Below are 23,123 nucleotides of genomic sequence, written 5' to 3'. Positions count from 1 at the left end.
TCGCCCTGCCTCAAGCGACATCACGCGGTATGGGTCCCGGGTCGGCGCCCGCCGGCGCTTCGCGCCGCAGGGCTTGCCCGGGACGACAGTGATGGTTGGGGCCCGCTGGTCGGCTCGCCTCAATTCTCCCGCCGCGCCACACCGGTCGCGACAGCCGCGGCGGCGGTGCGGTTCTCGACGCCGAGCTTGGCGTAGATCTGCTCGAGATGCTTGTCGACCGTGCGCGGACTCAGTCCCAGGATCTGCGCGATGTCGCGGTTGGTCTTGCCCTTGGACAGCCAGGACAGCACCTCGCCCTCGCGCGTGGTGAGACCAAACGCGCTGGAGAACTGCTTGGGCAGCTCACCGGAGGACTCCTTGGCGAGCCGCAGCAGGAACTCGTTGGATCCGGCTCCGCCCATGTAGTAGAGGCGCAGTTCGGGATGATCCGGGATCGAAGCGGCGGCCTTCGCACCGCCCTTGCCGTTCTGCGCCTGATCCAGCCACAGCCGCAGCGCCTCCGGCAGCACGAGGTCGTCGGCGGTGCCAAGACTGTCCGACAGCAGCTTCTGCGCCTGCGGCGTTGCCCACATCAGCCGTCCCTCACGGTTGACGGCAAGCAGGAAGCGACCGGAGACGTCGAGCGCGGCGCGCGCGCTCTGCGTCATCCGGGCGTTGGCGAGATGCACGCGGATGCGCGCCAGCATCTCCGAGACGGCGATCGGCTTCGTGACGTAGTCGACTCCGCCGGCCTCCAGTCCCTGCACGATGTGCTCGGTGTCGGCGAGCCCGGTCATGAAGATCACGGGGACGTTGGAGAGGCCTGTCTCGCGCTTGAGCTTGCGGCAGGTCTCGAAGCCGTCCATGCCGGGCATGACCGCATCGAGCAGGATGATGTCCGGCGTGATCTGGTCGATAATGCGCATGGCCGCGGCGCCATCGAGCGCAACCATGACGGTCATGCCGGCCCCATCCAGCGCGTCGGTGAGCAGCCGAAGCGTCTCCGGCGAGTCGTCGACGACAAGCGCGACGTCGCGCTTCTTGCTGTCAATGCTCATAGGCGTGCAAGGTCTTCAGAGTTGCCATGTACTGATCGAGATCGAAGCGGTCGATGAGCGTGCGCATCTGGGCGACGAAGTCGGCATGCTCGGGATGCGCGTTGCGGATCTCGTCGAGCTTGAGCTGAATGGCCCTGATGTAGCCGATCTGGCCGAGGCTCATCAGCTCTTCGACATATTTGAGCGGGGGCCGGGATCCGGTGTCCGGCCGCCAGCGTGGCGGGGCCACGGGCGTGTCGGTCTGGTAGCTCCATTCGAGCTTCAGCAATTGACGTATCGCCTCCAGCAGCCTTGGGATGTCGATCGGCTTCATCAGGTAGCTGTCGTGAAAGGGTTGCGCCAACGGCCGGCCGTGCGCTTCGAGCGCGCTCGCAGATGTCATCAGGATCCGGGCCTGATGATGACCGCTGTTGCGCAAGGTCTCGGCCACTGTCCAGCCGTCCATGCCGGGCATCGAGATGTCCAGAATGAACAGATCCGGCTGGCAGTGTTGTGCGAGCGCGAGGCAGGCGGGACCGTCGGGCGCGCTCAGCAGGATGAAGCCGAGCGGCGTCAGCACTTCGCGTAGGAGGTCGCGATGCACAGGATCATCGTCGGTGATCAGGATCGTCCTGCGCGGCCCGCGATAGCCGGCCACCGGCGCCTTCACAGGCGCATGCCGCGTCGGGTTTGTCACCTCGGACAGCAGGATCTTGACCTTGAAGGTGCTGCCGGCGCCGACGCTGCTCTCGACCTTGATGTCGCCGCCCATGACGCCGGCGAGCAGACGGCTGATCGTCAGGCCCAGTCCCGTGCCGGTCTGCGGCTGCGCGGCCCCGAGCGCGCCGCGCTCGAAGGGCGCGAAGATGCGCTCCAGATCGTCGGGCTGGATGCCCGGGCCGGTGTCGATCACCTCGAACTCGGCTACCGGGCTCCGATAATGCACGACGAACTGGACGCTGCCTTCCCCGGTGAACTTGATCGCGTTCGACAGCAGGTTGATCAGGATCTGGCGCAGCCGCTTCTCGTCGGCATAGACGACCAGCGGCAGGACCGCCGGCCGCTTGAATACGAAGTCGACGCCCTTCGCCGCAGCCTGCAATCGGAACATGCCCACGAGCTGATCCAGGAATTCGCTGAGACGGACCTCGTCGCGCGACAGATACAGCCGCCCGGCTTCGATCTTGGAAATGTCGAGAATGCCGTCGATCAGGCCGGACAGATGATCGGCGCTGCGGCGGACGACGCGAACCTGGTCCCGCGGCTTCGGTGCGAGGCTCGTGTCCTGCTCGAGCAGTTGCGCATAGCCGGAGATCGCGTTCAGCGGCGAGCGCAGCTCATGGCTGAGGCCAACCACATAGCGGCTCTTGGCGAGATTGGCTGATTCCGCAACTTCCTTGGCGCGCTGCAACTCTGCATCGGTGCGCTTGTGCGCCTCGATCTCCTGAATCAACAGCTGGGTCTGCCGCCGCGTCTCGTCTTCGGCCGCACGGCGGCTCTGCTGGGCCAGTACGAACAGCCACGTCACGACACCGATGATGATGGAGAGGGCGAAGAACACCTTCCACAGCACATCGGAGATGATGCCCTTGAAGCCCGGCAGCGCCGCCGACGTCTCCAGATAGATCATGCCGAGCGTCAGCGCGACGAGCCCGGCCGATGTCAGAAATACACCGACATAATGACTGAGCTGCGAGTTGAACTTGGCCAGCAACGACTCCGGCAGCATGCCGCTGAGCGCCGCTGCGACCTGAGCCTGGGCCCGCGCGTGCGGCTTGCACAGATCGTGGCAGCGCGCATCGAGCGAGCAGCACAGCGAGCAGATCGGACCGGCATAGGCCGGGCAGGAGGCGGTATCCTCCGGTTCGAAGTGATGCTCACAGATGCAGCATTGGATCTGCTCGATGTTCTGCCAGCTCCGCTTTGGCTTGCGTGCCAGATAGTATTTGCCGTCGGTCAGATAGGCGATCGCAGGCGCGGTGACGAGCGCGACGCCGAGCGCGACGAAGGTCGACAGCGCCTTTCCGGTCGGCCCGAACAGGCCATAGAAGGCGCTGATCGAGACGATCGTCGCGATCGTCATCGCGCCGACCCCGACCGGGTTGATGTCGTAGAGATGGGCGCGCTTGAACTCCATCTGCGGCGGGCGCAGGCCCAGCGGCTTGTTGATCACGAGGTCGGCCACCAGCGCGCCCACCCAGGAGATCGCGATGTTGGAGTACAGCGCCAGCGTCTGCTCCAGCGCCTTGTAGACGCCGATCTCCATCAGCAGCAGCGCGACGACGACGTTGAACACGAGCCAAACCACGCGGCCGGGGTGGCTGTGGGTCAGGCGCGAGAAGAAGTTCGACCAGGCGATCGAGCCGGCATAGGCGTTGGTGACGTTGATCTTGATCTGGGAGACGATCACGAAGGTGCCGGTCAACGCAAGCGCCAAATCCGGCCGGGCCAACACGTAGCGGAACGCCTCCAGATACATGTGCGCCGGTTCGGCGGCGTGGTCGGCGGAGACGCCGTGGCTCAGCGCGAAGAAGGCGAGGAACGAGCCTGCCAGCAGCTTCAGTGCCCCGAGCACGATCCAGCCGGGGCCAGCCGACAACAACGCGATCCACCACGACCGTTTGGACGTGCGGCGGTCACGCGGCAGGAAGCGCAGGAAGTCGACCTGCTCGCCGATTTGGGCGACCAGCGAGAACACGACCGCCGCGGCGGTCCCGAACAGCGCCAGATCGAGATGGCCCATGGGATCGCCGTGCTCGCCGGGAAACTGCTGCCATTCGACGAAGGAGTGCGGGCTGGCATAGGCGATCGCGGCAAAGGGCAGGATGTGCAGCACGACCCATAGCGGTTGCGTCCATAGCTGGAAGCGACTGATCAGGGTGATGCCATAGGTGACGAGCGGAATGATGACGACGGCGCTGATGAGATAGCCGATCGGCCGGGGAATGCCGAAGCACATCTCCAGCGCCGAAGCCAGGATGACCGCCTCGATGGCGAAGAAGATGAAGGTGAACGACGCGTAGATCAGCGAGGTGATGGTCGAGCCGATATAACCGAAGCCGGCGCCGCGGGTCAGCAGGTCGATGTCGATGCCGCATTTGGCCGCATGATAGGCAATCGGCAGGCCGCAGCAGAAGATGATCACACTGGCGACCAGGATCGCGGCGGTCGCGTTGGTGACGCCATAGTTCAAGGTGATGGTGCCGCCGATCGCCTCAAGTGCGAGGAACGAGATCGCGCCCAGCGCCGTGTTGGCGACGCGGGCGGCGGACCAGCGCCGCGCGCTCTTGGCCGTAAAGCGGAGTGCATAGTCCTCCAACGTCTGGTTGGCGACCCACTGGTTGTATTGGCGCCTGACGCGGTCGATCCGCTGCCGCCCTGCCACTCTCGAACTCCTCACGCGAAGCGGTTCGCCCGCACGCTTTGTCCTGCCGCTCGCAAGACCTACGCAGAGCCTACGTCGCGCTTTTGCGGTGCAGTATACGCAATCTTGCGTATCCGTGCGTTGCACAAAGCGCGCCATCCTTCGTCCGACGCCAACGCGTGTCCTCGAACCAATGAATGGGGTGCTCATGTCAGACGAAACCAAAATGGGCCTGAAGTCGCCACTTCGGCGCCAATTGCTGATGGGAATGGCCGCGATCCCGGCGCTCGCCATGATGCCGCGGCCGTCCTTCGGCGCCGGCCCTGCAACCTCTGCAGTCAACACCACCGGCCTTGCAGTCACGGATAGCGAAGTCACCGTCGGCATTCTGCATTCGGTCACCGGCACGATGGCGATCTCGGAGACCGGCTCGGTGCAGGCCGAGAAGCTCGCCATCGAGCAGATCAATGCCGCCGGCGGCGTGCTCGGCCGCAAAATCAAGTATATCCAGGAGGACGGCGCTTCCGACTGGCCGACCTTCGCCGAGAAGGCCAAGAAGCTGCTGGTCAACGACAAATGCGCCGCCGTCATGGGCTGCTGGACCTCGGCCTCGCGCAAGGCGGTGCTGCCGGTGTTCGAACAGTACAACGGTATGCTGTACTACCCGACCTTCTACGAAGGCCTCGAGCAGTCGAAGAACGTCATCTACACCGGCCAGGAGGCCACGCAGCAGATCATCGCCGGCCTCGACTGGGTCAACAAGACCAAGGGCGCGAAGACCTTCTACCTGCTCGGCTCCGACTACATCTGGCCGCGCACCTCGAACAAGATCGCGCGCAAGCACATCGAGGGCCATCTGCAGGGCGCCAAGGTCGTCGGCGAGGAATATTTCCCGCTCGGCCACACCCAGTTCAACTCGGTCATCAACAAGATCAAGCTGACCAAGCCGGACGTGATCTACGCGATCATCGTCGGCGGCTCGAACGTCGCGTTCTACAAGCAGCTCAAGGCCGCCGGCATCGACATGTCGAAGCAGACACTGCTCACCATCTCCGTGACCGAGGACGAGATCGACGGCATCGGCGGTGAGAACATCGCGGGCGCGTACGCCTGCATGAAATATTTCCAGTCGCTCGACAATCCGAACAACAAGGCCTTCGTCGCCGATTTCAAGAAGATGTGGGGCGAGAAGACCGTCATTGGCGACGTGACGCAAGCCGCTTATCTCGGTCCGTGGCTGTGGAAGCTGACGGTGGAAAAGGCCGGCAGCTTCGACATCGACAAGGTCGCGGCGGCCTCGCCCGGCATCGAGTTCAAGGGCGCGCCGGAAGGCTACGTGCGGATCCACGAGAACCACCATCTCTGGTCCAAGACCCGCGTCGGCCGCGCCAAGGCGGACGGTCAGTACGAGCTGATCTACGAGACCGCCGACCTGGTCGAGCCCGATCCGTTCCCGAAGGGCTATCAGTAAGCCTGCGTCTCTGGCGCGCCGTTGACGGTGCGCTCCCTCCCCCCTTGTGGGGGAGGGTTGGGGAGGGGGGTACCCCACCCGCAGCTCGGCGCGGAGGCCCCCCTCCCTAGCCCTCCCCCACAAGGGGGGAGGGAACGATCTTGGCCGCGGACACGCTGTGCCGCACGCCGATCCATTTCCTGCAGGGCATCACGAGAGGACGGATCATGTTCGGTGACTATTCCATCGGCGACCTCGGGGCCATCTTCGCGATGCAGGGCTTCGCGGGCCTCATCCTGTTTTCGGTCTACGTGCTGATGGCGCTGGGGCTCGCCATCATCTTCGGCCAGATGGGCGTCATCAACATGGCGCATGGTGAGTTCATGATCCTCGGCGCTTACGTCACCTGGATGACGTCGAACGCCTTCCAGCATTTCCTCCCCTCGCTGTTTCCCGGCTACTTCTTCGTCGCGATGATATTCGCCTTCATCGCCTCCGGATCGCTCGGCATGCTGGTCGAATGGGCGATGATACGCCGACTCTACAAGCGGCCGCTCGATACGCTGCTCGCGACCTGGGGCCTCAGCCTCATCCTGCAGCAGGCCTACCGCTCGGTGTTCGGCGCCCGCGAGGTCGGCGTCGAGCTCCCCGAGTGGATGATGGGCTCCTGGCAGGCGACCGACGCCATCCAGATCCCGATCAACGGCATGTTCGTGATGTGCCTGACCATCCTGATCACGCTCGTGGTGGCCTACGTCCTGTTCCTGTCGCGCTGGGGCAAGCAGGTTCGCGCCGTGGTGCAGAACCGCGTGATGGCCGGCGCCGTCGGCATCAACACCGAGAAGGTCGACCGCTACACCTTCGGCCTCGGCTGCGGCATTGCCGGCGTCGCGGGCTCGGCCTTCACCATGATCGGCTCGACGGGTCCGACGGCCGGACAGCTCTACATCGTCGACACCTTCCTGGTCGTCGTGTTCGGCGGCGCCGCCAGCCTGATCGGCACCATCGCCTCCGCCTTCACCATCTCCCAGGCGCAGTCGACCATGGAGTTCTTCATGTCCGGCTCGATGGCCAAGGTGCTCACGCTGCTTGCGATCGTCGCCATCCTGATGATGCGGCCGCAGGGCCTGTTCGCCCTCAAGGTCCGCAAGTGAGCCAGCTCCGACAGCCCAACAAGAAAGCACGGTCATGATCATCAACTCGCGCTTTTTCAACCGATCAGAACTCATCGGCTTCGTCTCGCTGCTGCTCCTGCTCGTCGTCATCCTGCCCTTGGCGCTCGATGTGTTCCGCCTCAACCTGGTCGCGAAATATCTGACCTACGCCTTCGTTGCGATCGGCCTGGTGCTGTGCTGGGGCTATGGCGGCATCCTGAGCCTCGGCCAGGGCGTGTTCTTCGGCCTCGGCGGCTACTGCATGGCGATGTTCCTGAAGCTGGAGGCCTCCAGCGTCGCCAACACCAAGATCCAGTCGACGCCGGGCATCCCCGACTTCATGGACTGGAATCAGCTGACGCAGCTGCCGTTCTTCTGGAAGCCATTCCAGAGCTTCCCGTTCGCGCTGGCGGCGATCATCCTGGTGCCGGCGATCTTCGCCTTCATCATCGGCGCCGCGATGTTCAAGCGGCGCGTCGGCGGTGTCTACTTCGCGATCATCACCCAGGCGATCGCGGCCATCCTGACCATCCTGATCGTGGGACAGCAGGGTTATACCGGCGGCATCAATGGCATCACCGATCTGCGCACCCTGCACGGCTGGGACATCCGCACCGATCACGCCAAACTCATCCTCTACTTCGTCGAAGTGTTCCTGCTGTTCGTCGCCATCCTGGTGGCGCAGTTCATCCGCCTGACCAAGCTCGGCCGCATTCTGGTGGCGATGCGTGAGCAGGAGGATCGGGTCCGCTTCTCCGGCTACAGCGTCGCCAACTTCAAGATCTTTGCCTTCTGCGCTGCCGCAGTGTTCGCCGCGGTCGGCGGTGCCCTGTTCACTTTGGAAGTCGGATTCATGTCGCCGTCCTTCGTCGGCATTGTGCCGTCGATCGAAATGGTGATCTACACCGCGGTCGGCGGCCGGCTGTCGATCTTCGGCGCGGTCTACGGCACGATCCTGGTCAACTTCGCCAAGACCAGCCTGTCGGAAACCTTCCCGCAGCTCTGGCTGTTCGGCCTCGGCGCGCTCTTCATTGCGGTGGTCCTTGCCTTCCCGAACGGGCTGGCCGGGATCTGGGGCGATCACGTGCAGCCGCGCATCGATCGCCTGCTGGCGTCCCGCACCAAGAAATCCGGCAATGGCGGGCTCGTCGCCAACGGCGCCCCCGCAGAGTGAGGAGACAGCGATGCTCATCGGTCATCAGCCCAAGGACTTCCTGCTCGCGGTCGAAGCGCTCACGGTTTCCTTCGACGGCTTCAAGGCGGTCAACGATCTCTCCTTCTATGTCGAGGAGAACGAGATTCGCGTGATCATCGGCCCGAACGGCGCAGGCAAGACCACGGTGCTCGACCTGATCTGCGGAAAGACCAAGGCGACCTCGGGCTCGATCCAGTTCCGCGGCAAGGAGCTGACGAAGCTGCGCGAGAACGAGATCGTCAAGGCGGGTGTCGGTCGCAAGTTCCAGACGCCGTCGGTGTTCGAGGATCTCAGCGTGTTCGAGAATCTCGAGATCTCGTTTCCGCGCGGCCGCACCGTGTTCGGCTCGCTCACCTTCCAGCGCGACGCGGTCGTCAAGGACCGCGTCGAGGAGGTCGCCGAGATGATCTTCCTCAAGGACCGTCTCAAGACCTCGGCCGCCGAGCTCAGCCACGGCCAGAAGCAGTGGCTCGAGATCGGCATGCTGCTGATCCAGAACCCGGACCTGCTGATGCTCGACGAGCCCGTGGCCGGCATGAGCGTCAGCGAGCGCGCCAAGACCGCCGAGTTGCTCAACCGCATCATCAAGGATCGGTCGGTGCTCGTCATCGAGCACGACATGAAGTTCGTCGAGGACATCGCGCACAAGGTCACCGTGCTGCACCAGGGTCAGATCCTCTCTGAAGGCACGATGGAGCGGGTCAAGAACGATCCCAAGGTCGTCGAAGTCTATCTGGGGCATTGAGCGATGATCGCGATCCTGTTCGCTCCGAATGACGCCGCGTTCCCCTCCCCCTTGTGGGGAGGGGTTAGGGGAGGGGGCCCACGGCGGCAGTCTCGCTTGGGGCCACCCCCCTCCCCAACCCTCCCCCACAAGGGGGGAGGGAGCGCTCTGCCGATGTTGCTGCAGCCTCATTCAAGTTCATCACTTTGCAGGAGCCATTGATGCTCGCAATCTCCGATCTCCATGTCGCCTACGGTCAGAGCGAGGTGCTGCATGGCCTGAACGTCAAGGTCGCGCCCAACGAGATCGTTGCGATCATGGGCCGCAACGGCATGGGCAAGACCACCTTAATGAAGTCGCTGATGGGCATTCTGCCATCCAAGAGCGGCTCCATCGACATGAACGGCACTGAGCTGTCTGGCATGAAGAGCTACGAACGCGTCGCCAAGGGCCTCGCTTATGTGCCGCAGGGCCGCATGATCTTCTCGACCATGACGGTGAAGGAGAACATCGAGACCGGCCTCGTCGTCTCCGGCGAGTCCGAGGTGCCCGCCGACATCTACGAGCTGTTTCCGGTGCTGCTGGAGATGAAGGGCCGCCGCGGCGGCAATCTCTCCGGCGGCCAGCAGCAGCAGCTCGCGATTGCCCGTGCGCTCGCGACCAAGCCGAAGGTGCTGCTGCTCGACGAGCCGACCGAGGGCATCCAGCCGTCGATCATCAAGGACATGGCGCGCACCCTGAAGCGCATCCGCGACGAGAAGGGGCTGTCGATCGTCGTCTCCGAGCAGGTGCTGAGCTTCGCGCTCGACATCGCCGACCGCGTGCTGGTGATCGAGAACGGCGAGATCGTCCGCGACGATCCGCGCGATCAGGTCGATGCCGCACAGGTCTCGAAATATCTGTCCGTCTAACCACTCCGTCCAAGCAAGGAAAATGGGGAGCTTCTGATGCCAGACACATTGATCAAGGTCGATCTGACCAAGTCGGCCTACGAGAACGACAAGGTCCATAACCGCTGGCACCCGGATATTCCGATGGTGGAGTGGGTCAATCCCGGCGACGATTTCATCATCGAGACCTACGACTGGACCGGCGGCTTCATCAAGAACAACGACTCCGCCGACGACGTGCGCGACATCGATCTGTCGATCGTGCACTTCCTGTCGGGGCCGATCGGCGTCAAGGGCGCCGAGCCGGGCGACCTCCTGGTCGTCGACCTGCTCGACGTCGGTCCGTTGAAGGAGAGCCTGTGGGGCTTCAACGGCTTCTTCTCCAAGCAGAACGGTGGCGGCTTCCTGACCGATCACTTCCCGCTGGCGCAGAAGTCGATCTGGGACATCAAGGGCCTCTACACCTCGTCGCGTCACGTGCCGGGCGTGAACTTCGCCGGCCTGATCCATCCCGGCCTGATCGGCTGTCTGCCCGATCCGAAGCTGCTCGCGACCTGGAACGAGCGCGAGACCGCGCTGATCGCCACCAACCCGACCCGCGTGCCCGGTCTCGCCAACCCGCCGTTCGCGCCGACCGCGCATGCCGGACAGGCCAAGGGCGACGCCAAGGCCAAGATCGGTGCCGAGGGCGCCCGCACCGTGCCGCCGCGCGAGCATGGCGGCAATTGCGACATCAAGGACCTGTCGCGCGGCTCGAAGATCTACTTCCCGGTCTACGTGCCCGGCGGCGGCCTCTCGATGGGCGATCTGCATTTCAGCCAGGGCGACGGCGAGATCACCTTCTGCGGCGCCATCGAGATGGCCGGCTGGCTGCACATCAAGGTCGACATCATCAAGGACGGCGTGGCGAAATACGGCATCAAGAATCCCATCTTCAAGCCGTCGCCGATCACGCCGAACTATCGCGATTACCTCATCTTCGAGGGCATCTCGGTCGACGAGGCCGGCAAGCAGCACTATCTCGACGTCCACATCGCCTATCGCCAGGCCTGCCTCAACGCCATCGAGTATCTGAAGAAGTTCGGCTACTCCGGCGCCCAGGCCTATTCGATCCTCGGCACCGCGCCGGTGCAGGGCCACATCTCCGGCGTGGTCGACGTGCCCAACGCCTGCGCCACTCTGTGGCTGCCGACCGAGATCTTCGACTTCGACGTGATGCCGTCGTCGGCGGGGCCGATCAAGCACATCACGGGCGATATCCAGATGCCGATCTCGCCGGACAAATAGCGGTCTCCCTGCGCGATGGGTGTGGGACGGCAGCGTATCGGCCGCCCCGCATCCGCCGCGTGAGATGGAGATGATTGTTGCGCAGGAGACGAAACGATGCCGGTCTATGAATATCTCTGTGATGCATGCGGTCCGTTCACCGACATGCGCCCGATGGCTGAATGTGATGAGCCGCAGGTCTGTCCGCAATGCCAGGACATGGCGCCGCGCGTGATCCTCACCGCACCCGCCTTCGCCTGCATGCCCGCGGAGCGGCGAACGGCGCATGCCACCAATGAGCGCAGCCGCCACGCGCCGCAGACGGTCGCGGAATACAAGGCGAAGCACGGGCCGGGCTGCGGCTGCTGCTCGCCGAAGAAGTCGCCGCGGTTGATGACCAAGACCAGGAGCGGCGCCAAGGGCTTTCCGACGGCGCGGCCGTGGATGATCAGCCACTGAACGCGAGGGGCGGCGCGATCCGCCGTCCCTCAGCGTGACGCCGGCACGCGGCGCGGACCCGGACCCGTCGGCTGGCCGCCGAACTTGACAGTCATCGCATTGGCGCCGTCGCTGATGTCGAGCAGCGTCTTGCGGCTCTCGTCGATCACCTTGGCCGATTTGCGCTTGAAGCTGTCGACGAGCTCGCGCATCGACTTGATCTGATCGAACAGCTGTCCGGGATTGCCGTCCGCGAAGCCGGGAATGGCGCCGTCGATCCTGGTCACGAGTGTGTCGAAGCCCTTGAACACGTCCTCGGCCTTGTCGATCGCGGCGTCGATCGCTGCGGTCTTCTCCTGCAGCGACGCCGTCTCGGACTCGAAGGTCTGCAGCGCCTCCTTGATGGCCGGTGCATTGCTGACGATGAATTTGTCGACGTTGTGCACCGTCTCGACCATCGTCTCCTGGTCCTTGAGGTCGGCCGTCAGCACCGGCACCCCGTCGCGATCGAACGGCACCGGCGGCGCCGTCGGCGCGCCACCGACCAGCGAGATCGCGGCGATGCCGGTCAGGCCCTGAAATTCGATGCCGGCCGTGGTGTCCTTGCGGATCGGCGCCGAATTGTCGAGCGTGATCATGGCAACGATCTTGCGCGGGCTTTCGAGGTTGATCGAGAGGATCTGCCCGGCCTGCACGCCGTCGAAATTCACCGGGCCGCCCTTGCGCAGGCCCGCCGCCGAGCCGCCGTCGAACACGACGCGCATGACGCTGCGCTGCTGGGCGATCCGCGCCTTCTGCTTGATCAGGACGCCGCTGATCCCGGCCGCAACGGCCGCGATCGTCAGGGTTCCGACGATGAGATTGATCGCGCGCATTCCGTGTCCGTCGCTGCCTCTGCTCGATTTTAGCCGTTAAGTCTCCCGGTTGGAAGCTCAGCGCGCGAGCCCGGGCCGGGACGGGGCGGCGAGGCCCGCGAGCAGCACCGCGAGAATCCCGGTCAGGAAGATACCATCGAAGGTTCCGGCGCCGCCGATCGAGGCCACGGGCGCGCCGAGGCTGCCGATCTTGTCGAGGTTCATCAGGTCGGCGCCGACCAGCGTCCCCATCGAGCCGCCGATATAGGCCAGCGGCGCGGCATATTCGCGCGACAGCAGGAACGCCAGGATCGCGGTCACGACGACCGGCGCGAACACTGGCACGGCGATGCCGACGCCCTGCACCGGCGTTGCCATCGCGTGGATGATCACGGCGATCACCAGCACCGCGATCGCCGCGCGCAGCCAGAGCTGGTAGCGCAGCACGAGATAGGTCGACATGATCGTCGGGATCACGGCGCCGCCGACATTTACGGCGAGGAGGGTGCCGGGCCATTGATGCACCAGCGGCACGACATACTGCATGCCGAAAAAGTCGATGATCTCGCCGGAGCGCGCGACCTGCCCGGGCAGCATGGTGATCGGAATGTTGAAATAGCTGCCGATCAGCGATCCGAACAGCAGCAGCATCGCGGTGCCCGAGCTGACGCCGAGCTTCATGTAGGCGTAGCGCAGGATGCCGAGCTGGATCAGGACGATCAGGACGCCGAACGCCAGCACCAGGATGGCGAAGAAGGCCGGCGTGATCGGCAGATATTGGACCTGGGAATGCATGTCGAAAGCGTTTGAGATGTGGGCCTTGCCGTCCCCGTAGGATCATTCCACGGGGACGGCAGGGTGACAAATGGGCATTCGTCGCCTGGTTCCCAAGAGCGGCCATGCTCCCGTTCATTTGCCCGCAGCGATCATCGTGGCGTGCAGAACATAGCGCTCCGCCCCCTGTGTCAGGGCATCGAATGGCCAGCAGGTCGACAGCACCAGTTCGGCGCTGTCGGTCCCTGGATCGATGCCCGAGGCATCGAAGCGGACGACATGGGCGGCGTCGGCGCGGTAGCGGAAGGTGTTGCCGTCGCGCCTGACGATGTCGATCTCGTCGCCGATCCTGATGTCGCGCAGGAAGCGGAAATGCGTGTCGCGGTGCGCGGAGTACACCGCGATGCCCGGCTGGCCCGGCTCGGCGCTGCCTTCGACATGGCCGGCGCCGAAGGCGAGCGCCTGGCCGCTGGAGCCGGTCAGCGCGATGGTGGAGACGCCGAGGCGCTTCACCTCGATCCGCGCCACCGGGACCGTGTCGGCCCAGGACCACGGCTTGACCGGATGGCCGGTGGCGACGGTCTCAGTGAAGGCGCGGTCGAGCAGCACCTGCGCGACGACGGCCTTGGCGTGGATGAGGGCGCCGTGGCCGAACAGGGCGAGGCCGACCAGGGCAATCGCGAGCGGGATGAGGAAGCGGGGCATCATGTCTCCTCCCGTCATTGCGAGGAGCGAAGCGACGAAGCAATCCAGAGTCGCGAACCTGGCCCTGGATTGCTTCGCTTCGCTCGCAATGACGGCGCGTATCAGTTGGTCGCCCGCCGCCGGATGGCGACGAGCCAGATCAGCTCGAGCAGCAGCACGCCCAGTCCCAGCAGCATGCTGAGCTCGGCATCGGTCGCCGTCTTCGGTAGTGTGATCGTCGCAGGCGCCGCCGGAACGACCGGTCGCTTCAGCGCAGCGAGCTGGACGTCGCCGTCAGCTTCAGCGCGGCGCTCGTTCTGCATCGTCGGCATCCGGCTGCGCTCGCCGAACACCTTTTCGAAGTCCCATCCAGCGGGCAGGTTGATCGGCAGCTCGGAAAGCCTCAGCGGCTCGCCATCGGTCCGCCGCGGCGTCTTGTCGACGGCGACGAGGCTGGTCAGGCGCGTCACCAGCTGATGCTCCAGCGCGAGCTTCAGAATCGCGCCGTCGGCTTCCTCTGATGTCATCTGCCGCATCGTCTGTGCCACCTCGGCATCGCCGATCTTGCGCCGGGCCCACAGCTTGGAGAGGCCCTTGCCTTCGGCGGCGCCTGACAGCGGCAGCGTGATGGTCCAGGGCTGGTCGCCGATGCGGCCCTTGAGCTGCAGCGATCCAGCGAGACGGTCGATCTTCGCGGCGAGCACCAGCGGCTCGTCGCGATAGACGTCCGGCAGCACCGCGGGCGTGAGATCCGCTGAGGCTTCCGAAAACGTCGCGGTCAGAGCGGTCACGGCCGGGTTCTCGAGTTTGGCGAACAGGCCGCGCATGCGCTCCTCGACCTGCTCGACCGAGCCGATATGCGTGAAGGCGCCGCGGCCGAGCTCGGCGGCGCGCGTCATCAGATAGGTGTTCGGTGCCGAGCCGATACCGACCATGAAGATGCGCGAGCGGCCGCGCATTGCGGTGATGGTCTCGAATAGCTGCTGCTCGTTGCCGATGGCGCCGTCGGTGAGGAATACCACCTGCCGCACGCGCGCGCTGTCGCTGCCGTCGTCGGTCAGCGCCGCGCGCATCGCAGGGACCATCTCGGTGCCGCCGCGCGCATCCAGCGAACTAACGAAGCTGGTGGCGCTGCCGACATGCTCGGCATCGGCCGGCACCGAGGACGGAAACAGCACGGTCATCGTGTCGTCGAAGCGGATCACGTTGAACCGGTCGCCCGGCTGTAGCCGGCCCAGCGCATAGAGCAGGCTGGCCTTGGCCTGGCGGATCGAGGTGCCGCCCATCGAGCCGGAATTGTCGATCACGAAGATGACGTCGCGCGGCTGCGGCCGCTGCGCCGGCGCTGCCACGGCAGGCGGCGTGACGAAGGCGAGCAGATAATCGGCGTCGCCGACCTGCTCGTGAAACAGCCCGACCGACGGCATCGCCGCAGCGGCCGGCTTCCAGGTCAGCTCGAAGTCGCGGTCGGCCGGCACCACGCCCTCGGCCAGGGTGACGACTCGCGTCTTCGCATCGGGGCTGTCGATCGTCACCTGGTGATGGTGGCTCTTGACCTCGCCGAGCGCAAAGCCGGCCTGCAGCCGCACCGCGATCCTGGTTGGATTGACCGGGTCATTCTTGGCCGGATCGAGCACCTCCGGGGAGATGCGGTTGCGGTCCGGTACCGGATCGTTCGCAGCGGCGCCCCAGCCGTTGCCGCCCGGGCGCAAATCGACGCTCTGCACGATCGGCGCCGGATTGTAGCGCGGCGCCACGACCAGCGGCACCCGCAGCGAGAATTCGCCGGCCGCCTGCGCCACCGGCTGCTGATATTCGATCTGCACCAGCACGGTTTCGCCGGGGCCGATATTGGCGAGCGAGTTGGTGAAGATGTTCGGCCGCTCCTGCTCGGTCAGCGCCGCGGTCTTGCCGTCGCGCTTGGCCTGCTCGTAGATCACCTTGGCCTGTTCGCGCGGCTTGATGTCGCCGACCACGACGCGGTCGCCGACGATCATCTTCAGCGTGTCCACCGCGCTGTCGGGCGGCAGCGGATAGACATAGACCGCCTCCATCCATTGCGAGCTCGTGTTCTTGAACAGCTGCGTCACGCGCGCCCGCGCCGTCGGGCCTGAAACGACGATGTCGACGTCGATGCCGAGCCGCGGCGCCTCGGCATAGCTGCCGTCGGATTTGAACAGCAGCGCGCCGGAGCGGGCATCGCCCGGCCTGGTCAGCGGCGCCAGCGACCCTTCGGCGGACCAGCCAGGGGTGACGCTGAGAAACAGCGCCGTGAAGCCGACCAGCAGCACGGCGGCGGCCTGCAGCAGCAGGAATAGCAGCATGGTCACGATCCACGACCGGACCGGATGGGTGCTGCTTCTGATATCGTGGTCGATCGTCTCGCTCATCATTGGCTCCGCAACGAACAATTTCGGCATGCCGACACTGAGCGCAGCGCGCCGGCGCCGCGAGCGGAATGGTCGGTCTTGTTTGGCCGCGGCCCGCCCGCGTCTGTCCGGTGGTGGTCGAGAGCGCGGCTGATCTGTCCGGGTTTGTGCTGATTTGTCCGTCTGCTAGAAGAGGTGGGCGTCACGCGGCAGGGGACAGGATGTCGATACCGGACAACAGCGAGCTTTCCGACGAGCAGAGCCGGCAGGTCGCGGAGACCATCCGCGAGGAGATCGCGCGGCGCCGGATGTCGCGGCAGGCGCTGGCGGAGCAGGCCAGGCTGAGCCTGTCGACCCTGGAGAAGGCGCTCGGCGGCCGCCGCCCGTTCACGCTGGCCACCATCGTCCGGCTGGAGCAGGCGCTCGGGATGTCCCTGCGCAAGGCGCCGAGCGCGCCTCTCGCGGCGCCTGCCACGAGCGGCGGCATCGCGCCGGACAGTCTCGGCTCCTATTCGCGGCGGGCTGTGGAGTGGATCGAGGGCACCTACGTCACCTTGCGGCCGTCATTCGGCGACAAGGACGCGATCTACGCCTACCGCACCGACATCGTCTGGGACGATGCGGCGTCGTCGCTGGTGTTTCGCGAGGGCGCGCGGCTCGATGCGGCGTTCACGCAGTTCGGCGAGGTCGCCGTGCCCAACCAGTCCGGCTTCGTCTACCTCGTCACCAACCGCCACGGCCAGCACCGCCTGATCACCGTGTCGCGTCCCACCATTACCGGCGAGATGTACGGCATCATCACGACGCTGTTGGCGGGCCGCGGCTCGCTGCTGACGCCGATCGCGGCGCCAATCGCGCTGCTTCCGCTGCGCAATGTGGTGGAGCCGAGCTTCGGCCGACTCGGGACTGACGATCCGCACTATGCCTTCTATCGCGAGCATCTGCGCAAGACGATCGAGGAGCCGTTCGCGCTGTTCGTGCAAGGCGTGGCGTGAGTTGTTAGGTGTAGGGTGGGCAAAGGCGCGCCCCGGTGCGTGTTGCATGCTGCGCTCCACCGCACGCCGTGCCCACCATTCGCTCCGAATGCGCCGACGGACGGTGGGCACGCAACCGCCCTGCGGGCGTCCGCTTTGCCCACCCTACGGCAGCTGACTCCGTCGCCGCGTTCGCTAGGACGGTGCGTGTGGGAGACGCGGTGCTCCTACAAATACGCTGTCGTCCCGGCGAACGCCGGGACCCATACCCCCAGGGAGGGGTTTGAGGCTGGCTGGTCATTGGCATTTTGCCCAACACAACCGCCGCGGAGTATGGGTCCCGGCGTTCGCCGGGACGACAGCGGTGGGTGGGCGGATTCACGGCTCAAACAGCAGAAGGCCTAAACAGCAGAACGGATCGAACAGCAGACGACGGACATGTCGACGCATTCCCGCGGCACATCATGCCCGAGGTCTGCGATCAGTTCGTCCCTCCTCAAATGCAGAGGGCGCAGGGAATGCCGGGTGAAGGCCTCACCCATGGCCCGCCTGCTCAAAAAATGCAGGCGGCAGGTACCACAGGCAAAGCCGATTCAACCGGCATTCCCTGCGCGACGGTCTTCACGCTTATACGCAGTCTCCCTGGTGCGCCGGGCTTGTTGGCCACCATTCGCGACAATGCTTGCGCATTGCGCGGGACACCAGCATCGGGGTGTCAGGACGCTGCGACTTCACGTCCGCAAGCGATCGTTCGTCCGCATCCTCGTTGAGGAGAATGCTGTGATCTCTCGCGGCCATCGCATCCCCACCTCGCGTGTCGTGACGATCGCGCGCAACGCCCCTCTGCGGTGAGGCGGGATGCAGGGATACAATCATGAATTCCGAAAAATCGCAAGTAAATTATTTTTATCAGAATCCGGAGGCAAGCCGAACATCGGTTTTCTTCGTGAAGAGCAGGCTCTTGCCGCGATGTCGGTCAGCTCCCCTCCCCCTTGCGGGGAGGGGGTGGGGGTCCAACGAGTCGTGCTCGATGTGATGAGGGAGGATCTCTGAGAGACGCGAGCACAGCTTCGCGGCAGGGGCGAGGGGGGGCTGAGGTCCAGAGCAGCTGATATCGAGCGACGACGTCGATAGGCGCGGGGGCCTTCATGCGGGTCGGTGCGCGGGGACCCCCACCCCCAACCCCTCCCCGCAAGGGGGAGGGGAGCACACTGCCGTCGTTGCGAGAGCGAGGCCAATGCCAAGCCCGTGTGCTCAGACCAGCGAAACGGGTTGGCTGAAGCACACGGGACGATCTTGTCCGCCTATCCCCCCACGTCCGCGCTGATGATGTCGCCGAACAGGTCCCATTTGCCGCCCTTGAACTGCATCATCTTGAGCTGCTCGATCGGGGCGAAATCATTGGGGCCGGTATTGACCTTGATGCCGGGGATCAGGGTGTCGGGCGCAAAATCCTTCAGGCTGGCGGCCTGCTTCATGACGTTGTCGCGGGTGAGAGTGTCGCCGCACTGCTTCAGGGTCTGCACCATGGTCTGGGCCGCGGCATAGCCATAGGCGAGGTTGGCGTCGGAGATGTTGGCGCCCGGCATGTACTTGTCGATGAAGGCCATGAACTTCTTCATGCCCTCGTCGTCCTTCCACTGGGGGTCCGACGGATCCTTGAGATAGCCGGCGGACAGCACGCCTTCGGACGCGTCGAGGCCGGCGGGCTTCATCACCGCGCCGATCGAGATCGAGACGTCGGTCATGACATGCATCGGCTTCCATTCCAGCTCGGCGATCTTCTTGATCGCCTGGGCTGCGAATTTCGGCGTGGAGATGTTGACGAACACGTCAGCGCCGGTTCCCTTCAGCTTGACGATATGGGAATCGATCGAGGGCTCGGTGGTCTCGTAGCTCTCCTCGGCGACGATCATGGTCTTGGCCTTATCGCCGAGCACCTCCTTGATGCCGAGGACGTAGTCCTTGCCGAAATCGTCATTGGCATAAAAGATCGCGATCTTCGCGTTCGGCTTCTCCTTGAGGATGTACTTGGCGAAGATCCGCGCCTCGACGCGGTAGCTCGGCTGGAAGCCCATGGTCCAGGGGAATTCCTTCGGGTCGTTCCATTTGCTGGCGCCGGTGGCCAGGAACAGCTGCGGCACCTTCTTGGCATTGTGATATTTCTGCACGGCGGTCTGGGTCGGCGTGCCCAGCGCATTGAACACCAGGAACACCTCGTCGCTCTCGATCAGCTTGCGCACCTGCTCGACCGTCTTCGGCGGGCTGTAGCCGTCGTCATAGGAGATGAAGTTGATCCGGCGGCCGTTGATGCCGCCCTGATCGTTGATCATCTTGAAATAGGCTTCCTCGGTCTTGCCGATGATGCCGTAGGCCGAGGCCGGGCCGCTATACGCCTCGACGTTGCCGATCCTGATTTCGGTGTCGGTGGCGCCGGTGTCGTATTTCTTCTGCGCAAGCGCGCTCTGGCTCGCCAGTACGGAAAAGGCGGCCGCGGCCGCGAATGAGAGCAGAGTCCTGGTCGTCATCGGCAACATCCCTGGGCTTCTTCGATTGAATTTCCGTGATTGTCGTTTTTGCTCTTGGCCTGCGGCGATGGTGGCCATGGGAGGCCGCTCACCGCAATCGAGTGGGCAGATGTGTGCAATGCACTGTCTTGCGTCCAGGCGCTGGCCTTGGGAACCTGGCGGGGGCCGATCGGGCGCGCCGCAGTTGATTTTGCCGGCCAGCCACTCCACGCAAGTTGATACGGGCGTTTCCGGCGCATCTTCTCCCGCGCACGAAGCAGGATCCTCCCGGCGCCGCCATGACCAAGAGCCCGTTCTACACGGCCGAGCACGAGGCCTTCCGCGACGTCATCAGGCGCTTCGTCGACAAGGAGATCGCGCCGTTCGCGAGCACGTGGGACGAGGCCGGCGAATTTCCGCGCGCGCTGTATCTGAAGGCGGCGGAGATCGGCCTGCTTGGGCTCGGCTTCCCGGAGGAATTCGGCGGCGTGCCGGCCGACCAGTTCATGAAGATCGTGTCGTCGCAGGAATTGGCGCGTGCGGGTGCCGGCGGCATCAGCGCCAGCCTGATGAGCCATACGATCGGCGCGCCGCCGATCGCGCGCGCCGCGCAGCCGCAGGTGAGGGCGCGCGTGCTGCCGGAGATTCTTGCGGGGCGCAAGATCTCGGCGCTGGCGATCACCGAGCCAAGCGGCGGCTCCGACGTTGCCAATCTCAGGACCAAGGCGGTCCGCGACGGCGATCACTACGTCGTCAGCGGCGAAAAGACGTTCATCACCTCCGGGATGCGCGCTGATTACATCACTGTCGCCGTGCGCACCGGCGGACCTGGGCCGGCGGGCGTCAGCCTGCTGCTGGTTCCCGGCGACACACCGGGCCTGACGCGCACCAAGCTCGACAAGATGGGCTGGTGGGCGTCGGACACCGCGACCCTGCATTTCGACGGCTGCCGCGTGCCCGTCGAGAACCTGATCGGCGAGGAGGGGCAGGGCTTCAAGCTGATCATGCACAATTTCAACAGCGAGCGGATGGGCATGGCGGCGAGCTGCACGGCCTACGCCCGTGTCTGCCTCGACGATGCGATTGCCTACGCCAAGGAGCGCCAGACCTTTGGCAAGCCGCTCGCGCAGCACCAGGTCATCCGCCACAAGCTGGTCGACATGGCGCAGCGCGTGGCGGCATCGCAGGCGATGCTGGAAATGCTGGCGTGGCGGCTCGAACAGGGCGACAATCCGGTCGCCGAGATCTGCATGATGAAGAACCAGGCGACGCAGACGATGGCCTACTGCGCTTCCGAAGCGGTGCAGATCTTCGGCGGCGCCGGCTTCATGCGCGGCATCCGGGTCGAGCGGATCTATCGCGAGGTGAAGGTCAACGCGATCGGCGGCGGCACCGAGGAGATCATGAAGGATCTGGCCAGCCGGCAGATGGGATTGTGACGCGCACTCTGTCCGCTCGTCATGGCCGGGCTTGACCCGGGCATCCACGCTGTACGCCATATAAGAACAACGACGTGGATGGCCGGGACAAGCCCGGCCATGACGTCAAGAAAAGAGACGACAGGAGCTCGACGAAGAATGCTCTTCACCGCCGACCACGACGAACCGCGCCGCATCCTGCAGAAATTCATCGCTGCCGAGATCAATCCCCATGTCGACGAATGGGAGGAGGCCGGCATCTTTCCGGCGCATGAGCTGTTCAAGAAGCTCGGTGACCTCGGCTTTCTCGGCCTCAACAAGCCGGTCGAGTTCGGCGGCCAGGGGCTGGACTATTCCTACGCGCTGATGATGGCGGAAGAGCTCGGCGCCATCAATTGTGGCGCCATCCCGATGGCGATCGGCGTGCAGACCGACATGGCGACGCCAGCGCTGGCGCGGTTCGGCTCCGACGAGGTGCGCAAGGAGTTTCTGGCGCCCGCGATCTCAGGCGACTATGTCGCCTGCATCGGCGTCTCCGAGCCCGGCGCGGGCTCCGACGTTGCCTCGATCAAGACCCAGGCGCGCGGCGATGGCGACGACTACGTCATCAATGGCGGCAAGATGTGGATCACCAACGGCACCCAGGCCGATTTCATCTGCCTGCTCGCCAACACCAGCGACGGACCTGTCCATCGCAACAAGTCGCTGATCTGCGTGCCGATGAAGAGCAAGGGCGTGCAGGTCGCGCGCAAGCTCGACAAGATGGGCATGCGCTCGTCGGACACGGCGCAGATCTTCTTCGACAACGTTCGCGTCCCCAAGCGCAACCGCATCGGCGAGGAGGGGCAGGGTTTTACCTATCAGATGATGCAGTTCCAGGAGGAGCGGCTGTGGGCCGGCGCCGCCTGCCTGAAGGCGCATGAAGCGATCATCAATGCGACCATCGAGTACACGCGCAACCGCAAGGCGTTCGGCCGCTCGATCCTCGACAACCAGGTCGTCCACTTCAAGCTCGCGGAAATGCAGACCGAGGTCGAGCTGCTGCGCGCGCTGACCTATCAGGCCGCAGAGGCGCTGATCGCCGGCGAGGACGTGACGCGGCTCGCGACCATGGTGAAGCTCAAGACCGGCCGGTTGGGGCGCGAACTCACCGACGCCTGCCTGCAATATTGGGGCGGCATGGGCTTCATGAACGAGACACCGGTCAGCCGCGCCTACCGCGATTCGCGCCTGAGCTCGATCGGCGGCGGCGCCGACGAGGTGATGCTGACCATCCTGTGCAAGATGATGGGGACCTTGCCAGGCAGCGGCAAAGCGGGGAACGCCTGATGATCACGCTGTATCATTGCGACGGCGCCCGCTCGTTTCGCCCGTTGTGGATGCTGGAAGAGCTTCGATTTAACTACGAGTTGAAGATGCTGCCGTTCCCGCCGCGGGTGCTGGCGAAGGAGTATCTGGCGATCAATCCGCTCGGCACGATCCCGTTTCTGATCGACGGCGAGACGAAGATGACGGAGTCCTCGGGCATCTGCCATTACCTCGGCGTCAAGCACGGACCCACGCCGCTGATGGTCGGGCCTGAGGAAAAGGACTACGGCGCGTTCCTGAACTGGATGTATTTCTCCGACGCCACGCTGACGTTCCCGCAGACGCTGGTATTGCGATACACTCAGCTCGAGCCGGAGGAGCGGCGCTCGCCGCAGGTCGCCACCGATTATGCCAAGTGGTTCCTGGGACGGCTGCGCGCCGTGGAGGCAGCGACGGCGAATGCCGAGTTCTTGTGCGCGGGTCGTTTCACCGCGGCCGACATCGTGATCGGCTATGCATTGCGTCTCGCAGACACGCTTGGGCTCGCCAAGGATTTTGGGCCGAATGTGGCTGCTTACTGGGCGCGCCTGCAGCAGCGTGAAGGCTACAGCCGCGCGCGTGCGGCCGAGCAGCGCGCCGGGATCGAGCAGGGCATCAAGCCGCGGGTCAGGCCGTAGCTTTGGGCACGTCATTCCGGGTTCGCGCTCGCGCGCGCCCCGGAACGACGATCATCTCGAA

At 64.8% G+C, this 23,123-nt stretch carries 18 protein-coding genes; 11 read left to right on the top strand and 7 right to left on the bottom strand.

Annotated elements, in window-relative coordinates; translation table 11 throughout:
* Positions 1–119 precede the first annotated feature (119 nt).
* Positions 120–1,037: a response regulator transcription factor gene (locus QX126_RS13010; protein WP_315781388.1), complete on the bottom strand. Its 918-nt coding sequence runs from the start codon at positions 1,035–1,037 to the stop codon at positions 120–122.
* Positions 1,027–4,401 (bottom strand): ATP-binding protein, encoded by a 3,375-nt coding sequence (locus QX126_RS13005; RefSeq protein WP_315781386.1) that lies wholly within the window; start codon positions 4,399–4,401, stop codon positions 1,027–1,029. The genes QX126_RS13010 and QX126_RS13005 overlap by 11 nt, the downstream gene beginning before the upstream one ends.
* Before the next feature lie 187 nt (positions 4,402–4,588).
* Here QX126_RS13005 and urtA point away from each other — a divergent pair, with 187 nt between their 5' ends.
* The 7 genes from urtA to QX126_RS12970 all read left to right on the top strand — a co-directional run bounded on the left by urtA (position 4,589) and on the right by QX126_RS12970 (position 11,518).
* Positions 4,589–5,851, top strand: a complete 1,263-nt coding sequence (gene urtA / locus QX126_RS13000; RefSeq protein WP_315781384.1) for an urea ABC transporter substrate-binding protein — start codon at positions 4,589–4,591, stop codon at positions 5,849–5,851.
* A 206-nt stretch (positions 5,852–6,057) separates the two neighbouring features.
* Positions 6,058–6,984 (top strand): urea ABC transporter permease subunit UrtB, encoded by a 927-nt coding sequence (gene urtB, locus QX126_RS12995; protein ID WP_315740603.1) that lies wholly within the window; start codon positions 6,058–6,060, stop codon positions 6,982–6,984.
* Positions 6,985–7,018: 34 nt separating this feature from the next.
* On the top strand, positions 7,019–8,158 hold the full coding sequence (gene urtC, locus QX126_RS12990; RefSeq protein ID WP_315740602.1) for an urea ABC transporter permease subunit UrtC: 1,140 nt from the start codon (positions 7,019–7,021) through the stop codon (positions 8,156–8,158).
* Positions 8,159–8,168: 10 nt separating this feature from the next.
* Positions 8,169–8,924 carry an urea ABC transporter ATP-binding protein UrtD gene (urtD, locus tag QX126_RS12985; protein WP_315759547.1) on the top strand — a complete coding sequence of 252 codons (756 nt, stop codon included), beginning with the start codon at positions 8,169–8,171 and terminating at the stop codon, positions 8,922–8,924.
* Between the two features lie 200 nt (positions 8,925–9,124).
* Positions 9,125–9,814 carry an urea ABC transporter ATP-binding subunit UrtE gene (gene urtE, locus QX126_RS12980; protein ID WP_315781382.1) on the top strand — a complete coding sequence of 230 codons (690 nt, stop codon included), beginning with the start codon at positions 9,125–9,127 and terminating at the stop codon, positions 9,812–9,814.
* A gap of 36 nt (positions 9,815–9,850) precedes the next feature.
* Positions 9,851–11,080 (top strand): formamidase, encoded by a 1,230-nt coding sequence (gene fmdA / locus QX126_RS12975; protein WP_315778493.1) that lies wholly within the window; start codon positions 9,851–9,853, stop codon positions 11,078–11,080.
* Between the two features lie 96 nt (positions 11,081–11,176).
* Positions 11,177–11,518 (top strand): zinc ribbon domain-containing protein, encoded by a 342-nt coding sequence (locus QX126_RS12970; RefSeq protein WP_315781380.1) that lies wholly within the window; start codon positions 11,177–11,179, stop codon positions 11,516–11,518.
* A gap of 29 nt (positions 11,519–11,547) precedes the next feature.
* On the opposite strand, the gene QX126_RS12965 is transcribed toward QX126_RS12970, so the two are convergent.
* The 4 genes from QX126_RS12965 to QX126_RS12950 form a co-directional block, all read right to left on the bottom strand.
* Positions 11,548–12,372 (bottom strand): MlaD family protein, encoded by an 825-nt coding sequence (locus QX126_RS12965; protein WP_315774212.1) that lies wholly within the window; start codon positions 12,370–12,372, stop codon positions 11,548–11,550.
* A 57-nt stretch (positions 12,373–12,429) separates the two neighbouring features.
* Positions 12,430–13,146, bottom strand: a complete 717-nt coding sequence (locus QX126_RS12960; protein ID WP_315774210.1) for a DUF1614 domain-containing protein — start codon at positions 13,144–13,146, stop codon at positions 12,430–12,432.
* Positions 13,147–13,260: 114 nt separating this feature from the next.
* Positions 13,261–13,830 carry a class GN sortase gene (locus tag QX126_RS12955; RefSeq protein WP_315781377.1) on the bottom strand — a complete coding sequence of 190 codons (570 nt, stop codon included), beginning with the start codon at positions 13,828–13,830 and terminating at the stop codon, positions 13,261–13,263.
* Positions 13,831–13,931: 101 nt separating this feature from the next.
* Positions 13,932–16,199 (bottom strand): marine proteobacterial sortase target protein, encoded by a 2,268-nt coding sequence (locus tag QX126_RS12950; protein ID WP_315781342.1) that lies wholly within the window; start codon positions 16,197–16,199, stop codon positions 13,932–13,934.
* Between the two features lie 200 nt (positions 16,200–16,399).
* Here QX126_RS12950 and QX126_RS12945 point away from each other — a divergent pair, with 200 nt between their 5' ends.
* On the top strand, positions 16,400–17,173 hold the full coding sequence (locus QX126_RS12945; RefSeq protein ID WP_315781340.1) for a helix-turn-helix transcriptional regulator: 774 nt from the start codon (positions 16,400–16,402) through the stop codon (positions 17,171–17,173).
* A gap of 1,283 nt (positions 17,174–18,456) precedes the next feature.
* On the opposite strand, the gene QX126_RS12940 is transcribed toward QX126_RS12945, so the two are convergent.
* Positions 18,457–19,689: an ABC transporter substrate-binding protein gene (locus QX126_RS12940; protein WP_315781338.1), complete on the bottom strand. Its 1,233-nt coding sequence runs from the start codon at positions 19,687–19,689 to the stop codon at positions 18,457–18,459.
* Between the two features lie 269 nt (positions 19,690–19,958).
* On the opposite strand from QX126_RS12940, the gene QX126_RS12935 reads away from it, so the two are divergent.
* From QX126_RS12935 to QX126_RS12925, 3 genes are all read left to right on the top strand, one after another.
* Entirely contained in the window at positions 19,959–21,098 is a 1,140-nt protein-coding gene (locus QX126_RS12935; RefSeq protein ID WP_315781335.1) for an acyl-CoA dehydrogenase family protein, read from the top strand.
* A gap of 138 nt (positions 21,099–21,236) precedes the next feature.
* The gene (locus QX126_RS12930; RefSeq protein ID WP_315740590.1) at positions 21,237–22,406 is read left to right on the top strand and encodes an acyl-CoA dehydrogenase family protein; all 1,170 of its coding nucleotides are present in this window, start codon (positions 21,237–21,239) and stop codon (positions 22,404–22,406) included.
* Positions 22,406–23,062 (top strand): glutathione S-transferase family protein, encoded by a 657-nt coding sequence (locus tag QX126_RS12925; protein WP_315740589.1) that lies wholly within the window; start codon positions 22,406–22,408, stop codon positions 23,060–23,062. The genes QX126_RS12930 and QX126_RS12925 overlap by 1 nt, the downstream gene beginning before the upstream one ends.
* Positions 23,063–23,123 lie beyond the last annotated feature (61 nt).

Origin of the sequence: Bradyrhizobium sp. SZCCHNPS1003, from assembly GCF_032381555.1 — a bacterium.
Lineage (GTDB): Bacteria > Pseudomonadota > Alphaproteobacteria > Rhizobiales > Xanthobacteraceae > Bradyrhizobium.
This window is presented reverse-complemented; position numbering and strand designations above follow the sequence as displayed.

What these genes read in the sequence shown, in the direction of transcription:
- QX126_RS12960 (WP_315774210.1), bottom strand. Translation starts at nt 13,146, where the DNA reads ATGCATTCCCAGGTCCAATATCTGCCGATCACGCCGGCCTTCTTCGCC.
- QX126_RS13010 (WP_315781388.1), bottom strand. Translation starts at nt 1,037, where the DNA reads ATGAGCATTGACAGCAAGAAGCGCGACGTCGCGCTTGTCGTCGACGAC.
- urtB (WP_315740603.1), top strand. Translation starts at nt 6,058, where the DNA reads ATGTTCGGTGACTATTCCATCGGCGACCTCGGGGCCATCTTCGCGATG.
- QX126_RS12930 (WP_315740590.1), top strand. Translation starts at nt 21,237, where the DNA reads ATGCTCTTCACCGCCGACCACGACGAACCGCGCCGCATCCTGCAGAAA.
- urtE (WP_315781382.1), top strand. Translation starts at nt 9,125, where the DNA reads ATGCTCGCAATCTCCGATCTCCATGTCGCCTACGGTCAGAGCGAGGTG.
- urtA (WP_315781384.1), top strand. Translation starts at nt 4,589, where the DNA reads ATGTCAGACGAAACCAAAATGGGCCTGAAGTCGCCACTTCGGCGCCAA.
- QX126_RS12940 (WP_315781338.1), bottom strand. Translation starts at nt 19,689, where the DNA reads ATGTTGCCGATGACGACCAGGACTCTGCTCTCATTCGCGGCCGCGGCC.
- QX126_RS12935 (WP_315781335.1), top strand. Translation starts at nt 19,959, where the DNA reads ATGACCAAGAGCCCGTTCTACACGGCCGAGCACGAGGCCTTCCGCGAC.
- QX126_RS12950 (WP_315781342.1), bottom strand. Translation starts at nt 16,199, where the DNA reads ATGAGCGAGACGATCGACCACGATATCAGAAGCAGCACCCATCCGGTC.
- fmdA (WP_315778493.1), top strand. Translation starts at nt 9,851, where the DNA reads ATGCCAGACACATTGATCAAGGTCGATCTGACCAAGTCGGCCTACGAG.
- QX126_RS12970 (WP_315781380.1), top strand. Translation starts at nt 11,177, where the DNA reads ATGCCGGTCTATGAATATCTCTGTGATGCATGCGGTCCGTTCACCGAC.
- urtD (WP_315759547.1), top strand. Translation starts at nt 8,169, where the DNA reads ATGCTCATCGGTCATCAGCCCAAGGACTTCCTGCTCGCGGTCGAAGCG.
- QX126_RS12955 (WP_315781377.1), bottom strand. Translation starts at nt 13,830, where the DNA reads ATGCCCCGCTTCCTCATCCCGCTCGCGATTGCCCTGGTCGGCCTCGCC.
- urtC (WP_315740602.1), top strand. Translation starts at nt 7,019, where the DNA reads ATGATCATCAACTCGCGCTTTTTCAACCGATCAGAACTCATCGGCTTC.
- QX126_RS12965 (WP_315774212.1), bottom strand. Translation starts at nt 12,372, where the DNA reads ATGCGCGCGATCAATCTCATCGTCGGAACCCTGACGATCGCGGCCGTT.
- QX126_RS12945 (WP_315781340.1), top strand. Translation starts at nt 16,400, where the DNA reads ATGTCGATACCGGACAACAGCGAGCTTTCCGACGAGCAGAGCCGGCAG.
- QX126_RS12925 (WP_315740589.1), top strand. Translation starts at nt 22,406, where the DNA reads ATGATCACGCTGTATCATTGCGACGGCGCCCGCTCGTTTCGCCCGTTG.